This window comes from Shewanella sp. AC91-MNA-CIBAN-0169 (genome assembly GCF_040310165.1).
GTDB lineage: Bacteria > Pseudomonadota > Gammaproteobacteria > Enterobacterales > Shewanellaceae > Shewanella.
On sequence record NZ_JBEOPM010000003.1, the window covers coordinates 98,536 to 113,649 of the forward strand.

The 15,114-nt window shown below is 42.5% G+C and carries 15 protein-coding genes; 7 read left to right on the forward strand and 8 right to left on the reverse strand.

Annotated elements, in window-relative coordinates; translation table 11 throughout:
* The first annotated feature begins 97 nt into the window (after positions 1 to 97).
* The 3 genes from AAEY98_RS04490 to AAEY98_RS04500 all read left to right on the forward strand — a co-directional run bounded on the left by AAEY98_RS04490 (position 98) and on the right by AAEY98_RS04500 (position 1,638).
* Positions 98 to 874 carry a VOC family protein gene (locus AAEY98_RS04490; RefSeq protein ID WP_351015224.1) on the forward strand — a complete coding sequence of 259 codons (777 nt, stop codon included), beginning with the start codon at positions 98 to 100 and terminating at the stop codon, positions 872 to 874.
* Positions 875 to 1,114: 240 nt separating this feature from the next.
* Positions 1,115 to 1,378 (forward strand): hypothetical protein, encoded by a 264-nt coding sequence (locus AAEY98_RS04495; RefSeq protein WP_101084891.1) that lies wholly within the window; start codon positions 1,115 to 1,117, stop codon positions 1,376 to 1,378.
* Positions 1,375 to 1,638, forward strand: a complete 264-nt coding sequence (locus AAEY98_RS04500) for a hypothetical protein (RefSeq protein WP_059745864.1) — start codon at positions 1,375 to 1,377, stop codon at positions 1,636 to 1,638. The genes AAEY98_RS04495 and AAEY98_RS04500 overlap by 4 nt, the downstream gene beginning before the upstream one ends.
* Before the next feature lie 89 nt (positions 1,639 to 1,727).
* Here the strand turns inward: AAEY98_RS04500 and AAEY98_RS04505 are convergent, their stop codons facing one another.
* From AAEY98_RS04505 to AAEY98_RS04530, 6 genes are all read right to left on the reverse strand, one after another.
* Complete coding sequence (locus AAEY98_RS04505) at positions 1,728 to 4,862, reverse strand: efflux RND transporter permease subunit (RefSeq protein ID WP_350977361.1); 3,135 nt, start codon at positions 4,860 to 4,862, stop codon at positions 1,728 to 1,730.
* An 11-nt stretch (positions 4,863 to 4,873) separates the two neighbouring features.
* Positions 4,874 to 6,382, reverse strand: a complete 1,509-nt coding sequence (locus tag AAEY98_RS04510; protein ID WP_351015227.1) for an efflux RND transporter periplasmic adaptor subunit — start codon at positions 6,380 to 6,382, stop codon at positions 4,874 to 4,876.
* 95 nt (positions 6,383 to 6,477) lie between these two features.
* Positions 6,478 to 6,795, reverse strand: coding sequence for a heavy metal-binding domain-containing protein (locus AAEY98_RS04515; protein ID WP_502959632.1), 318 nt, complete (start codon positions 6,793 to 6,795; stop codon positions 6,478 to 6,480).
* A gap of 105 nt (positions 6,796 to 6,900) precedes the next feature.
* Positions 6,901 to 7,347 carry a CopL family metal-binding regulatory protein gene (locus tag AAEY98_RS04520; protein WP_351015230.1) on the reverse strand — a complete coding sequence of 149 codons (447 nt, stop codon included), beginning with the start codon at positions 7,345 to 7,347 and terminating at the stop codon, positions 6,901 to 6,903.
* Between the two features lie 183 nt (positions 7,348 to 7,530).
* Entirely contained in the window at positions 7,531 to 8,256 is a 726-nt protein-coding gene (locus AAEY98_RS04525) for a PepSY-associated transmembrane domain-containing protein (RefSeq protein ID WP_351015233.1), read from the reverse strand.
* Positions 8,256 to 9,014, reverse strand: coding sequence for a PepSY domain-containing protein (locus tag AAEY98_RS04530; protein WP_351015236.1), 759 nt, complete (start codon positions 9,012 to 9,014; stop codon positions 8,256 to 8,258). Before AAEY98_RS04530 ends, AAEY98_RS04525 begins: the two co-directional genes overlap by 1 nt.
* 727 nt (positions 9,015 to 9,741) lie before the next feature.
* Here AAEY98_RS04530 and AAEY98_RS04535 point away from each other — a divergent pair.
* The gene (locus AAEY98_RS04535; RefSeq protein ID WP_101084896.1) at positions 9,742 to 10,305 is read left to right on the forward strand and encodes a NapC/NirT family cytochrome c; all 564 of its coding nucleotides are present in this window, start codon (positions 9,742 to 9,744) and stop codon (positions 10,303 to 10,305) included.
* Positions 10,306 to 10,386: 81 nt separating this feature from the next.
* On the opposite strand, the gene AAEY98_RS04540 is transcribed toward AAEY98_RS04535, so the two are convergent.
* Together AAEY98_RS04540 and rsmD are read right to left on the reverse strand one after the other, a co-directional pair.
* Positions 10,387 to 10,686 (reverse strand): DUF1145 domain-containing protein, encoded by a 300-nt coding sequence (locus tag AAEY98_RS04540; protein ID WP_351015239.1) that lies wholly within the window; start codon positions 10,684 to 10,686, stop codon positions 10,387 to 10,389.
* 4 nt (positions 10,687 to 10,690) lie between these two features.
* On the reverse strand, positions 10,691 to 11,290 hold the full coding sequence (gene rsmD, locus AAEY98_RS04545; protein WP_351008612.1) for a 16S rRNA (guanine(966)-N(2))-methyltransferase RsmD: 600 nt from the start codon (positions 11,288 to 11,290) through the stop codon (positions 10,691 to 10,693).
* 181 nt (positions 11,291 to 11,471) lie between these two features.
* Here rsmD and ftsY point away from each other — a divergent pair, with 181 nt between their 5' ends.
* Genes ftsY through ftsX form a run of 3 tightly spaced genes read left to right on the forward strand, consistent with a single transcriptional unit; the run spans position 11,472 to position 14,920 of the window.
* A complete protein-coding gene (gene ftsY, locus AAEY98_RS04550; RefSeq protein WP_351015242.1) occupies positions 11,472 to 13,265 on the forward strand; it encodes a signal recognition particle-docking protein FtsY in 1,794 nt (597 codons plus the stop codon).
* Positions 13,266 to 13,268: 3 nt separating this feature from the next.
* Entirely contained in the window at positions 13,269 to 13,958 is a 690-nt protein-coding gene (gene ftsE / locus AAEY98_RS04555) for a cell division ATP-binding protein FtsE (protein ID WP_101084900.1), read from the forward strand.
* Positions 13,955 to 14,920: a permease-like cell division protein FtsX gene (gene ftsX / locus AAEY98_RS04560; RefSeq protein ID WP_101084901.1), complete on the forward strand. Its 966-nt coding sequence runs from the start codon at positions 13,955 to 13,957 to the stop codon at positions 14,918 to 14,920. The genes ftsE and ftsX overlap by 4 nt, the downstream gene beginning before the upstream one ends.
* The last annotated feature ends 194 nt before the right edge of the window (positions 14,921 to 15,114 follow it).

Consider the following 15,114-nt stretch of genomic DNA (forward strand, 5'->3'; position numbering starts at 1 on the left):
TGAAGGCTTTTTGCTTTTCTGCTGATATCGACTTAACTTATGAGACAAGTTTCATGTTGGCTATATCAAGGCAACTATTTTATAAAGGATTAGGATAATGAAGGTACAACAGTATCAACAAGGACAGCCTTGCTGGATTGAATTAGCAACTCATGATTGGGCGGCAGGTAAAGCATTTTATCAGGCGCTATTTGGCTGGGGAGCAGATGATATGCCTATGCCAGAAGGGCATTATACTATGCTGCAAATCGATGGTGATGACATTGCGGCAATGTACCCAATGCCAGCAGAAATGGAAGCCTTACCGACTCATTGGACAATTTATTTTGCGGTCGATGATGTTGATGCTACCTCTAAGGCTGTGACTCAAGCTGGAGGTGAGATTATTGCAGGGCCTCATTCTGTCGGAGATGCTGGCCGAATGGCGCTATGCACAGATCCAGAAGGCTGTCGTTTTGCATTGTGGCAAGGTCAAGACCATATTGGCATTAAGCGATCACAAGAATCAAATACCCTGTGTTGGGTTGAGCTTGCTTGTCGTGATACCGCTGCGGCGAAACAGTTTTATAGCCGAGTATTAGGTTATCAAACTCAGCTTAATGATGTAGCTGATTTTGAATACACCGAATGGTATGTGGGGGAACAAGCCATTGGTGGATTGATGGCAATGACTGCAGAATGGGGCGATACTCCTGCTCATTGGATGAGCTATTTTGCCGTTGATGACTGTGATTTATCAGTGACTAAAGCACAAACCTTGGGGGCTTCAGTTTGTGTGCCTGCAACTGATATTCCTAACGTAGGTCGTTTTTCTGTACTCAATGATCCACAAGGTGGGGTTTTTTCCATTATTGCGTTATTTACTGCAGAATAAATAGATTTGAAAATTATGTTTTTACATAATGAATGTTGATTATTTCTATTCGCAGTGTTGCTGATTGAAGCTAGAGTATCGTTTAATGTAGAGTGCCGATTTAACATAGAGTGGCGATTGAACCTTGATTATTAAGTAATGTCATAGTGAGTTGTTAGTAAAATGTTATTATCAGTTGTTGGTAAGAGTTATTGTAAGAGTTATTGGTAAGAGTTAGTGTATTTAACCAAGGATGAGTGAATGACACCGGAAAACACCCAAATCACATTAGCCAGTATTCATCGCAGTATGTTGTTAGTGGCACTGATCGATTTTCCTGGCACGATATTATTTGGTCTTGGGCTCTACGGTATCCTTGTAGGGTTTGACCAAGATTTCTTGCCTATGTTAGCCAACCCTTTGATCATTATTATTATGTTGATTATCGGTGCGATTATTATGCTATGGGGGATTATCCGCATGATGCTGCTTGCGCGTCAAAAACAAGGAATATTACAACAATGAAAAAACGGATAATCCAATTAAGCTTGTTATCTAGCTTAGTGATACTCACGGGATGCCGTGGTACCGATATCATCAATATTGGTAATAGTGGCAATGCAGATGACAATAAAAATGACACAGATTACATGATACTGAATGTCCCTAGGGCTATTTTAGCCAGCGATCCATGCAAATATGGGCATCCTGACGATATTGCGGCTTGCCGTAAAAAGAAACAAGATGAAGCCGACCAACTTAATGAGTCACTTAAGCGTAAATAACGCTGTGATTAGCACATAAAAAATCCCAAACGATTAATCGTTTGGGATTTTTTATTTATAGAGATAAAAAGTAAATAAATTTAAGTGAATTATTGCTTGGGCAACTTGCGGCCGTATATGAGTAAGTAAATTGCTGGGATAACAAATAGCGACAGTAGCGGCGCCGTGACCATACCGCCGACCATAGGTGCAGCAATTTTTTGCATCACTTCATTACCCGTACCGCTGCCCCACATGATCGGCAGTAAACCAAAAAAGATGGTTGCGACGGTCATGGCTTTAGGGCGAATTCGCATCACTGCACCTTCCACTAATGCAGCCGTTAAATCCGCTTTACTGTGGTAGTTGTCGGCTTCTTTATAGGCCTTAATACTATTATTAAGGTACACCTGCATCACCACGCCAAACTCTGCGGCAACCCCAGCTAAGGCAATCATGCCGACAGATACGGCAACTGAAAAATTAAAGTCCAGCCCATAAAGTAGCCATGCACTACCCACCAATGAGAAAGGTAAACTTAACATGATCACCGATGCTTGTATTACTGAATTGAAAGTCATCATCAGCAACATAAAAATCACCGCGATCATTAATGGGATCACCATTTTCATTTTGGCGTCTACGCGTTGCATATACTCGTATTGTCCAGCAAAACTATAGTTGTAGCGTGGAGGAAGGGTAATTTGTTGCTTAAGCGCCTTTTCTGCTGCAACGATATATTCACCGATAGAAATGTCTTTCAGATCGACAAACACCCACGAGATAAGGCGACCATTTTCACTGGCTAGCATGGGGGCACCATCGGTGATTTTCAGTTCGGCTAAATAACTTAACGGTAAGTACTTACCCGTTTTAGTCAGTACCGGTAAATTTCTGAGCTTCTCGATGTTGTCACGTAACTCTCGCGGGTAACGGATATTGATTGGATAGCGTTCTTGACCTTGTATTGATTCACCAACGGTCATGCCGCCAATGGCAATTTTTACCACATCTTGGATATCTTTTAAGGTCATGCCATAACGTGCAGCATTTTTAAGGTCTGGTGTGATATCAATATAGCGGCCGCCGCTACTGCGCTGTGAAAATGCCGACTCAGTTCCCGGTAATTGGTTTACTACCGCTTCTATTTCTGCACCAATACGTTGTAGTTCTTCAACATTTGCGCCCGATATTTTTATGCCGACAGGGGTTCTCACGCCGGTAGATAGCATATCGATACGGGTTTTAATCGGTTGCACCCAAGCATTGGTCATCCCTGGTATACGCACGGTTTTTTGCAGTTCAGCAATAATGCTCTCTAAGGTTACGCCTTCACGCCATTCGCCAGGCGGTTTGAGCATTATGGTGGTTTCTAGCATTGTTAGCGGCGCAGGGTCTGTTGCTGTCATGGCCCGGCCCACTTTGCCAAATACTCGTTTCACTTCGGGTACTGTTTTTATCAGTCGGTCAGTTTGTTGCAATATTTCTGCTGCTTTGCCTGCACTTACACTGGGTAGCGTGGTGGGCATATAAAGTAGGTCACCTTCTTCTAAGGTGGGCATAAACTCTGAGCCCATTTGGCTTAATGGGTAGTAAGCACTGAATAGCACAATGATGGCTAATCCGATGGTGATTTTAGGAAAATGCAGTACCCATTTTAACAATGGTTGGTATATGGCAATTAATACTCGGCTAATGGGGTTCTTACGCTCATCAGGGATTTTTCCGCGGACAAAATAACCCATTAACACCGGAATTAAGGTGATTGCTAAAATGGCAGATGCCGCCATAGCAAAGGTTTTGGTAAAGGCTAGCGGGTGGAATAAACGCCCTTCTTGCGCTTCAAGGGCAAATACCGGCGTAAAGCTTAAAGTGATAATCAACAAGCTGAAAAATAATGCAGGGCCGACCTCGATAGAGGCTTCTCTGACGAGTTGCCAATGGTCTTCTCCCTCAGGAGCTTTACCGTGTTTTTGGCGATAATGTTCCAAATGTTTATGGGTATTTTCGACCATCACAATTGACGCATCAACCACCGCTCCTATGGCAATGGCAATGCCGCCTAAGCTCATAATATTGGCATTGACACCAATGATATTCATGGCGATAAAGCTGACTAAAATCGAAATAGGTAAGGTAATTATCGCGACTAACGTTGAGCGGGCATGCAGTAAAAATAGTAGGCAAATAAGTCCGACAACCAGCATTTCTTCTAGCACTTTATGCTTAAGGTTATCGACTGAGCGTAAGATTAAATCAGAGCGATCATAAGTGGTGACTAATTCGACCCCATCAGGTAATCCATTACTGATCTCTTTGAGTTTTTGCTTAACATTATTAATGGTTTCAAGAGCATTTTCACCATAGCGCATCACCACAATACCGCCGACAACTTCGCCTTTACCATCGAGTTCGGCAATACCACGACGCGCCGCTGGGCCGGTTCGTAGTTGGGCAACGTCTTTCATTAATACCGGCGTACCAGTTTCCGATAAAATGCCCAGTGGGATTTCAGCAAAGTCGGCAATGGTTTGGCGATAACCACTTGAAGTGATCATGTATTCTGCTTCGGCCATTTCAATCACCGAGCCGCCTGTCGAGCTATTGGAATTATCTAAGGCGTTTTTAATGGTCATTAAGTCGATTTTATACAGTGCTAGCTTATGTGGGTCGACGACCACTTGATATGTTTGTTCCATACCGCCAACGGTGGCAACTTCTGATACTCCGGCAACACTTTGTAATTCTAGTTTTAAAAACCAATCTTGTAATGAACGCAGTTGGGCTAAATCATACTGTCCATTGCGATCGACTAAGGCATATTGGAAAATCCAACCCACTCCCGATGCATCTGGGCCAATACTGGGTGTGACACCCGCTGGCAGTTGGTCTTGTGTTTGCGATAAATATTCAAGCACCCGTGAACGCGCCCAATAGATATCGGTGCCATCTTCAAAAATGACATACACAAACGAGTCACCAAACATTGAAAAGCCACGTACTGTTTTGGCTCCTGGCACGGCCAGCATGGCCGATGACAATGGATAGGTAATTTGGTCTTCAACTAATTGCGGTGCCTGGCCTGGGTAAGAGGTTTTTACAATAACTTGTACGTCTGATAAATCAGGTAGCGCGTCCAGTGGGGTCATGCGCATGGCTTGATAACCCACTAACGCGATAACGGCCGTGAGTATCAACACCATAACGCGTTGCTTTATTGAAGCACTGATAATTTTTGCTAACATTGTCGTGCTCCTTAGTGCTGGTGAGCATTGGTAGTGGTTGATTCTTTGGTCGTTGGAGCATTACTTAAACGCTGTAAACTGCCTTGAATACTGGCTTCTGAATCTAATAAGAACTGACCTGAAATAACCACTTTTTCATGTTCATTCAAGCCCTCTAAAATTTCGGCTCTGCCGTCTGCCATCATACCAATTTTGACTGGCACGGAAGCAAAGCTGGTATCACTGCGTTGCACCACCACGCGGTTTTCACGTCCGGTAAGGATCAGTGCTTCAGTTGGTACCGTGAGCACATTATTCTTAGGCAGGCCAAATAAGGTCACATCCACTAAACTGCCAGGCCTGAGTTTGTCGTTATGATTGTTAAGCTTGATCCGCACCCGCATCGCTCGGGTGACAGGGTCTAATTCTGGGTAGATATAGTCAATTGTCGAGTCAATATCAAACAGCCCTTGTGCTGCCGCGCTAACACTGACTTTACGGCCTTGTTGTAGCCAGCTTTGTTCATTTTCAAATACATCAGCAATGACCCATACACTGTCTAAATTAACGATTTCAAACAAGGTATCTCCAGGCTGAATATACATGCCATCACGCACGGTTAGCTTACTGATAAAGCCATCTTGTGGGGCATAAAAAGGCACTTTAAAAATGGTTTCACCGGTTTTTTCTAAACGATCAATTATCGAGGTATCGACGCCAAGCAACTCTAAGCGTTTACGTGCTTTAAGTAATAAACTGCTACCTCGTTTTTTATCTTGCAAAAGGTAGTCTTGAGCTTGGGAATAGTCGTCTTGGGCATTGACGAGTTCGGGCGAGTAAAGCTCATATAAAAGTTGGCCCTTTTTTATCTGTTGTCCCACGTTATGTACCGTGAGCGTTTCGATCCATCCGGTTGCGCGTGTATGCACATGGCCAATCGCATTTTCATTATATTGCACTGTGCCTATGGTATTCACTTGGCGCGACAAACTGGTTTTTTCAACTACATGGCTTCGCATACCCAAAGCTTGTTGCATCCCGCCAGAAACACCGACAACAATTTCTTGGCTTGCATCGGTAACGGTGACTTTCTCTAGGTTCATCCCGCAAATAGGGCAGGTACCAGGAGCATCGGACACTACATGTGGATGCATTGGACAGACATATTTTACATTGGTGCTATCGCTCTGATTTGCTGTCGGCACTAATGTAGGTTTAGGTTGGCTAAACACCTTATCTGCTTGGCTTTGTTTTACAGGAGTCGCACTTTGCATGTTTGCCATTGGATCTTGAGTGCCGTCAACGGTGGACTCTTCTTCCTCCTCTTTGACGACAAGAAACATATTACAGATGGGACAGGTTCCCTCTTTATCACTGATCACTTCAGGGTGCATCGGGCAAGTATAGGTTTTACTGGCTTGTGACTGATGCTGGGCATGATCGTGCTCTGCGCCATAAGCGACAGGTGATGTGAAAGCCGCGGGGATCATTACCCCAACAAACGCGCCTAATAGCACACTAGAAAGTGGGAATTTTTTCATAACAACCTCGATATTCATCATGACAATACTGACGATTGCCATGATGATAAACGCTAAAAACAATAATGTTGAATGTGCTCAACACACAAGAATGATCAATTAAACTTGTCTGCTAGGCTTGGTTCTTTTTGAATAGCGCCATGCATGTTAGCCATTGGATGTTGAGTGTCGCCAGCACTGGACTCTTGTTGCTCATCTTTGACGACGAGAAACATATTACAGACGGGACAGGTTCCCTCTTTATCGCTGATCACTTCAGGGTGCATCGGGCAGGTATAGGTTTTACTGGCTTGCGACTGATGCTGGGCATGATCGTGCTCTGCGCCATAAGCAACCGTTGATGTCAGAGCTGCGGGGATGATGACCCCAACGAATGCACTTAATAGCACATTAAAAAATGGCAATTTTTTCATAATAACCTCGATATTCATCATGACAATACTGATAACCGGCATGATGATAAACGCTAAAAAACAATAATATTGAATGTGCTCAACGCACAAGAATGATCAATTGAATTAAGCGATAGGAGGGCGGAACGCGGGAGGGAAAGCGATTGACACATGGTTAACAACCATCGCAAGCGGTGCAGAGTAAACGGGAATATTGGTCGTTGCCAATGGAATATCAATTAGGTTGGCGGTAAACGAAATAGTTAAACAGTGGTTACAATCCAAGCTGCAAAATCCGGAACCATTACAACAGCTGTTTTGCGGTAACTTTGTGGCAATAGGTTCACCCACATCATTGACGGCATTTTGCATATCATCGTGGCAGTTCTTCATTGCCTTGTGTGACATGGCTGATGTGGTGTTGGTTGTTTTATCGGTTTGAGCGGACATTGTTTGAGCCATTTCTGCATGGGCCATCGGCACCATCAAACTGTCATTAGTCAGCAACCCCTGTCCGACAAGTGCGAACAAAGTGATTACGATGATCCAATAGTTTGACTGCTTTGCTCTCATTTAGCCTTAACCAAGTCGTTTATTAGGGGTTAGCTTAACAGACCTTTACTTAAGTAAAAATCTTTCAAGTAATAACAGATTAAATTTATTAATCTGAAAATGATGATAACGCTTTTATGATCAGTATCGTGTGATACACATTCCATTTCATTAATTTAGGGTCAACTTACGTTTAAATCGCCATTATTTGCGCTTTAGTTTGGGCCGATACCTGTTGCGCTTAAGCATATCAATCACCCAAATCAATCCACTAAAGGTTAACCATAACGTTATAAACGCAAAAATCTTGATAGGGATGTTATTAAAGCTGCCTTCACTGGTGTAATCCATAAAGTGCAGCATAAAAAATATATCGGCTAAACGTGTATGTTCATCACTGTGGCCGACGAGTCGACCCGACTGTGCTTCAATATAAACACTGGTGCCAATGTTATCAGCAAAGTTTATCTGCCAAGTGTCATTGCGCTGTTTTGGAAAGTCGTCCAATGGCGGAGTGAGTAAGAGAGTTGAACTTATTACAGCCTCTCCAGAGTAAGATGCTTTGGCCAACCGTTGCGCCATTGTGGTACTAATTATTACTTGGTTACCGTCATAAGCATCAACCAAGGTGTAGTCATTGTTAAGATGATTGTATAAGCCTTTTTCATGGGTTAATAGGTAGTAAGGTTTATCTAATAAAGTAATGATGTTAAGCGATACGCTAGGTTTAAAGGCGGCCAGAATAGTACTAGGTTCACGCAAACGATGAGTCTCTATTACCACTTCAGTGTGAGTGTCGTTAAGGTGGGTAAGTCCTTGGGCTTTATTGTGATCCATAAGATTAAAATACAGCCCGCTGATTAACCAAAGGAGTAACTGAACCCCTACAATGACTGATGCCCATTTATGCAGTTTTCTGACCCAAAACATTAAGCAACCCCACTGTGTTTACGCTTGCTGAACATAGGTTTGCGTTTGTTTTTAGTACGACGTAATACCCTGAAATACATTAATATTAACCCGCTAACGGTAGCTAAAGTTGAGAACAACGCGATCCAGAATAATAATTGGTTATCGATTTCTTCAGCATCGCCATAATCCATCACATGAAAGCGAAACACCCAGTCGAATAAACGCCAAAATGCATGGCGCTTGCCTACTAATAATCCACTGTCAGCTGAGATATAAAGTGATGGTGCGGAAAAGTGGTCGAAATTAATTCGCCACGCCGGTAAGTGACGAGCACTGAGTTCAAAAGGTGGGTTATCGGTCAGTAAACTTACCTTGGTAATGGGCTCATTACCAAGGTAATAATATTGCGCTAATGCTATGGCTGCCGTTTGATTAAGTGGCGATAAACGTTCACCTGTTTGAGCATTTAGCAGTACTTGCTGAGTCGATTTTATGGTCGTATTTATGGTCGGGATAGAGAAGCGGTATACGTCTTGTTGCATCAGTTTACCGACACTTATTTGCTCTGCTTCAGGATAAGTTTGTAACAGTTTTGCCAATGAATACTGCATTTTATCGGGATTGATTTTTGTTTGGGGGTTACTGATGAGCGAATCCCCATGAATATAGTCAATATGCATAAACACCATATATGTTCCAGTTACTGACCAAATCACAAACTGTAGCCCGAGAAACAGCATCAACCATTTATGGAGTGTTCTTGCGGTTTTATGCATTCAAATTAACCTTATTATTTTTATTATTGGTTTAGTTAGAAAGTGTTTTAGGCTAGTAAATCAAGCTATAAATGACCATCGAGATACCATTATCTGTTAAGTGACTCATAGTTTGCAGCAATTTATGTTAATCGTGAAGTTAAAGAAGATCTGTCAACGGACGCCAATAGCATTACTAGCACTAATAGCATCACTAGCATGCAATTAGTGGCTAACAATGCGATGCCTGCAATGGAGTCGCATCACACTCAACATTAGTCGTCAGCGCTAACGCCGAATCAATTAGCGGGCAGTGAGTAATTGTTTCACTAATATCTGGCAGGAGATAAATGTTATCTCCTGCATTTATCTACCACCGCTGTTGTTAATTTTTGCTCTTCAGTGTTGTTAGCCACTAGTGAAGGGTGAAGGCAAATACTTAAATTCAAAATCAAATTTAAAATCAAATTTAAAATCAAATTTAAAATCAAAAACAAATTTGGACACTGACAAGTTCACTCTTTTACTCAACGTTATCTTTATTGGCCACTTCGTTGACCTGATCCAGTAATTGATCATTATTTCGGTACGGCATGTGCAAAAGTCGAGATCTAGCTCGCATTTTAGACATATTTTAGATAAACAATTCTCAAAATGGCGACTAAAATCAATTTTATAATTTCGAATAATCCTAAACTAGACTTATAAATATTAGAAATTCCTTTTTTGCTATTACGGAGATTGAACAATGAACTGGCGTGCACTATTTAAACCAAGCGCGAAGTACTCGATTATTGCCCTTATTGTGGTTGGTGTAATTGTGGGTGTCGTAGGTTATTTCGCAACACAACAAACTTTACATGCAACAAGTAGCGATGCTTTTTGTATGACATGTCACCGCGACCACTCGTTAAGAGAAGAGGTTATGGCGTCAGCCCATGGTGGTGGTAGAGCAGGTGTCACAGTACAATGTCAAGATTGTCACTTACCACATGGCCCATTTGATTATTTAGTTAAAAAAATCATTGTTTCTAAAGACATTATTGGCTTGATGACCATTGATGGCTTTATGACGCAAGAATGGTTAGATGAAAACCGTAAAGAACAAGCTGATTTAGCATTAGAATACTTCCGCGGTAATGATTCGGCTAACTGTCGGCATTGCCACACTCGTATTTATGAAGATCAGCCAGATACGATGAAGAAAATGGCCGTAAGAATGCACAGTATGAACTTTAAAAAAGCACCAGAAGACAGAAAGACCTGTGTCGATTGTCATAAAGGTGTCGCGCATCCTTACCCTAAAAAGTAATGTGCCGATGTTATTAACTAAAAAACCTCGTTAGATAACGAGGTTTTTTTATGTCAATGTCTCAGATAATCGTCATTTTTATTATTTGTTGCTGCGGTTAACAAGCGGGCTAGCGTACTGTGAATGATGTTGCTCAAATAGTGCAAATACTCCCCACAGCAAAATCGCCCGATAATGTGCCGCAGGTATACAGTTTCGGAAATTTTTTAAGCGTGTGAGTAGCACAAATAGCATGTGCATTGCCGCGGTGATAAAGGCAAACGTATTAATAAACAGCGATACATCAGGGCTGAAAATAAACAAGCCGTAAGCCACCAAACACCACATCGACAAAGTGGCCGTTTTACCAATTAGTATAATATCGTGTATTGATATAGGCATTAACTTAATCGGCCGATAATTCGGTATTGTTCGGCTGATATTGGTACAGTCGATAACATACTTGACCTGCCTTTTTTTCTTTTAAGGCAACCCAGGTTGCTGGCACATTGACTGAGGTTAATTCTGATTCGGTTTCGAGATAAATTTGTGCATTGGGGTTTAACCATTGATGTTGCATCAATAACTCAATGGTTTTGTTTACTAAATCTTTACGAAACGGTGGATCGATAAACACAATATCAAAACCACTGGGTGTGCCTTTAGCAAGCACTTGTAAACTGTCGGCATTAATAACCTGTGCATTTTGACATTGCAGGGTGGCAAGGTTTTGTTTCAGCTGATGAGCAGCATTTTTTTGCAGTTCAATTATGGTCGCAAAACTGGCATAACGGGATAAAGCTTCAAGGCATAAAGCACCGCTGCCGGCAAAGCAATCGAGTACTCTGGCACCACGGATATCGTTGGCAAGCCAATTAAATAAGGTCTCGCGGACGCGATCAGTTGTTGGGCGTAAACCTTCAAGATCATGGATCGGTAGCTTACGAGATCGCCATTGACCTGAAATAATCCGCACCTGACCGCTGCTGGTATTTTTTTTAGCCATCTCACCCTCGTGATTTTGCCTGAACAAAGAAAATAGAAAGTGGTAGACTATGCCACAATCTGAACCGCCGTTATTTTATATCAAACTTGTGATTAAATGTGAGTATTCATCATTTTACTGGTTAGAGATGCAACAAACGGCTTCAACTGAATTTTTAAGCATATAAATACTGGTAGCAAACATGGCAAAGAAAGGTTTTTTTTCCTGGTTTCGTAAAGATAAGCCCGTCCCTGAAGTTGAAGAACAGCAACAACTCGATATTGATGCGGAAAATGAAGTTGCAACAGAGTCTGCTGACCAAACCCAACAAGCTGAGCTGCAAAAGCAAACTGAAGCAACAGCGCGTCTAGACGTTGAGCGTTTTGAGCAAGAACGTCTCGAAAGCGAACGCGCAGAACAAGCGCATATCGACACTGGGCGTATTGCCGCGGATAAGTTAGCTGCTGATGTTTTAACTTCAGAAAAGCTAGCCGTTGAGCAGGCAGAGCAACAAAAGCAAGCACAAGAGACTCAGCGTTTAGAAACTGAACGCTTAGAAGCCGAACGTATTGAACAACTTCGTCTTGAACAGCTTGATCTAGAAAATAAGCGTCTTGAGCAAGAGCGTGTCGACAGTGAACGAGTAGAACAAGCCCGTATCGATGCTGAGCTTATTGCTGCAGAAAAGCTAGCTGCTGAGCAGGCTGAGCAACAAAAGCAAGCACAAGAGACTCAGCGTTTAGAAACTGAACGCTTAGAAGCCGAACGTGTTGAACAACTGCGTCTGGAACAGCTTCATCTAGAAAATAAGCGTCTTGAGCAAGAGCGTGTCGACAATGAACGAGCAGAACAAGCCCGTGTCGATGCTGAGCGTACTGCAGCAGAAACGTTAGCAACTGAAGCCTTAGCTGCAGAACTAGTCGAACAGCAATTAGCAGAACAACAATTAGCAGAACAACAATTAGCAGAACAACAATTAGCAGAACAACAGGCTGCCGAGCAACAAGCACCAATAGAGTCTATTGAGTTAGCACAACAAGATGAACCGCAAGCTAAACCACAAAAAGAGGGTATGTTTGCCCGCTTAAAACGTGGCTTAATGCGCACCAGTGAGAATATTGGTTCTGGCTTCATTGGCTTATTCCGCGGTAAAAAAATTAATGAAGAGTTATTTGAAGAACTCGAAGAGCAATTGTTAATCGCTGATGTGGGTGTTGAAACCACCAATAAATTAATTAAAAGCCTGACCGAGCATGCATCTCGTAAGCAGCTTAAAGATGCTGAAGCGCTTTATGATTTAATGCGTGAAGAAATGCAAAAAATGCTCGATCCGGTAGCTATTCCTTTAGTTCCCGATAACGCCAATGGCCCATTTGTCATTCTTATGATTGGCGTCAATGGTGTGGGTAAAACCACCACGATTGGTAAACTGGCTAAACAGTACCAAAGCCAAGGTAAATCTGTCATGTTAGCTGCCGGCGATACCTTCCGCGCAGCAGCCGTTGAGCAGTTACAAGTGTGGGGACAACGCAATAATATTCCGGTCGTGGCCCAACATACTGGCGCAGACAGTGCTTCAGTCATATTTGATGCCTTGCAAGCCGCTAAAGCACGTAAAGTAGACGTATTAATTGCTGATACAGCAGGACGTTTGCAAAACAAAAGTCACTTAATGGAAGAGTTGAAGAAGGTCGTGCGAGTGATGAAAAAACTCGACCCAGATTCGCCCCATGAAGTCATGCTAACGTTAGATGCCAGCACTGGCCAGAATGCTATTAGCCAAGCACAGTTGTTTAAAGAGGCGGTTGGCGTGACGGGGATTACCATCAGTAAATTAGATGGTACCGCCAAAGGTGGGGTGATTTTTGCGATTGCCGATAAGTTTTCTATTCCTATTCGTCATATTGGTGTCGGTGAGCAAATTGATGATTTGCGTACTTTTAACTCCAATGACTTTATTGAAGCATTATTTAGCCAGGATAAAACGGACCAATAATTTATGATCCAATTTGAGCAGGTCAGTAAAATCTATGCTGGAGGCCAAAAGGCCCTTATGGATGTCAACTTTCACCTTCGACAAGGTGAAATGGCTTTTTTAACCGGCCATTCTGGTGCGGGTAAAAGTACCTTGCTCAAACTTATTACGGTTATTGAACGTGCTACGGCAGGTAAGGTGTCTATTAATGGGCATAACATTGCCAATGTAGGGCCAAAACATGTGCCCTATTTACGTCGCAATATTGGGGTGATCTTCCAAAATCATCACTTGTTGATGGATAAAACCGTATTTGACAATATTGCCTTGCCGTTAGTGATCGAAGGTTTCACCCATGGCGAAATTCGTAAGCGTGTTGCTGGCGCACTCGACATGGTGGGTTTATATGGCAAAGAACGGCATTTGCCGATAATGCTGTCGGGTGGTGAACAACAACGAGTCGGCATTGCCCGCGCTATTGTTAACAAGCCACCACTGTTGTTGGCCGATGAACCTACGGGTAACTTAGACCCTAAATTATCGATGGATATTTTACGCTTATTCGAAGCCTTTAATGACTCGGGTACTAGCGTGCTAATTGCCACCCATGATTTAGGCCTTATTGCGCGCATGAAATATCGCACTTTTACTCTGCGTGAAGGACGTATGCTCGGTGGAGAACGTTCTACTGCTGGTGGGGAGACAATACGATGAGTAAAAAAGTGAATATTACTCAGAGTAAATTACCTTTAAGCGGTCGTATTGTGATGTTTTTTATTCGCCATGTGCAACAAGGCATGTCGAGTATGGGAGAACTTTGGCGCAGCCCTGTTTCATCCATTATGACCATGGCAGTATTGGGCGTGAGTTTAAGTTTACCGGCGGCATTGCAGGTACTGGTAAAAAATGCTGAAAACATCACTCAATCTTGGAACAGTGCCGCTGAAATTTCGTTATTTATTAATAAAGGCCGCAGTGAGCAATCCATTCAAAGTTTGTTGTCGCGTATCAAAGCATTCCGCGAGGTTGAATCGGTCACTTATATTAGTCGCGATCAAGCATTAGAAGAGTTTCAACGCTTATCTGGTTTTGGTGAGGCGTTGTCATATTTAGATGAAAACCCACTACCTGCAGTCGTTACGGTAACGCCTTCGCTTAAGTATTCTAGTCCCACAGGGGCGCGTGAGTTACTGGTAAAATTAGAACGTGAATCCGAAGTTAACTTTGGTCGTTTAGATATTGAATGGTTAGAGCGTCTGCAGGCATTACTTAAATTACTTGAAAAAACAGTGTTGGCCATTGCTGCCTTGCTGGTTCTTGCGGTGGTGTTAGTTATTGGCAATACCATTCGGCTTGCGATTATGAACCGTCGAACCGAAATTGAAGTAATGAAGCTAGTGGGTGCAACCGAAGCCTTTATTCAACGTCCGTTTTTATATACTGGAATTTGGTATGGGGTCATCGGTGGCATTTTGGCTTGGCTCATTATTAATGTGTTAGTGTGGTATCTCGATGGTGCCTTAGCAGAGTTACTGGGATTATATGGCAGTGAATTAACCATCCAGTCATTAACATTTTCAGAGTTGATTAAACTGGTGTTATTGGCATCATTCTTAGGCTGGTTTGGCTCATATTTATCTGTACGACAACACTTACGTAGCATTGAACCGTCATAATTGCAGGCGTATAATGAAGCTTAAGCCTTAATAATGAACGTTTGTTCACTTGCATTGCGATAGCCTTGCGGTAAAAATGTTCATCTAGTAGAACCTTATTTGACATATGATGTCATATAGTTGATAGTTTATCGGCTAAATCGAGTTAGCTCTCTTGTGTTGTGAACCAAGAGACCTTATTCATCGTACAGAAT

Coding starts and splice junctions, on each gene's coding strand:
- AAEY98_RS04490 (WP_351015224.1), top strand. CDS start 98: ATGAAGGTACAACAGTATCAACAAGGACAGCCTTGCTGGATTGAATTA.
- AAEY98_RS04495 (WP_101084891.1), top strand. CDS start 1,115: ATGACACCGGAAAACACCCAAATCACATTAGCCAGTATTCATCGCAGT.
- AAEY98_RS04500 (WP_059745864.1), top strand. CDS start 1,375: ATGAAAAAACGGATAATCCAATTAAGCTTGTTATCTAGCTTAGTGATA.
- AAEY98_RS04505 (WP_350977361.1), bottom strand. CDS start 4,862: ATGTTAGCAAAAATTATCAGTGCTTCAATAAAGCAACGCGTTATGGTG.
- AAEY98_RS04510 (WP_351015227.1), bottom strand. CDS start 6,382: ATGAAAAAATTCCCACTTTCTAGTGTGCTATTAGGCGCGTTTGTTGGG.
- AAEY98_RS04515 (WP_502959632.1), bottom strand. CDS start 6,795: ATGAAAAAATTGCCATTTTTTAATGTGCTATTAAGTGCATTCGTTGGG.
- AAEY98_RS04520 (WP_351015230.1), bottom strand. CDS start 7,347: ATGAGAGCAAAGCAGTCAAACTATTGGATCATCGTAATCACTTTGTTC.
- AAEY98_RS04525 (WP_351015233.1), bottom strand. CDS start 8,256: ATGTTTTGGGTCAGAAAACTGCATAAATGGGCATCAGTCATTGTAGGG.
- AAEY98_RS04530 (WP_351015236.1), bottom strand. CDS start 9,014: ATGCATAAAACCGCAAGAACACTCCATAAATGGTTGATGCTGTTTCTC.
- AAEY98_RS04535 (WP_101084896.1), top strand. CDS start 9,742: ATGAACTGGCGTGCACTATTTAAACCAAGCGCGAAGTACTCGATTATT.
- AAEY98_RS04540 (WP_351015239.1), bottom strand. CDS start 10,686: ATGCCTATATCAATACACGATATTATACTAATTGGTAAAACGGCCACT.
- rsmD (WP_351008612.1), bottom strand. CDS start 11,290: ATGGCTAAAAAAAATACCAGCAGCGGTCAGGTGCGGATTATTTCAGGT.
- ftsY (WP_351015242.1), top strand. CDS start 11,472: ATGGCAAAGAAAGGTTTTTTTTCCTGGTTTCGTAAAGATAAGCCCGTC.
- ftsE (WP_101084900.1), top strand. CDS start 13,269: ATGATCCAATTTGAGCAGGTCAGTAAAATCTATGCTGGAGGCCAAAAG.
- ftsX (WP_101084901.1), top strand. CDS start 13,955: ATGAGTAAAAAAGTGAATATTACTCAGAGTAAATTACCTTTAAGCGGT.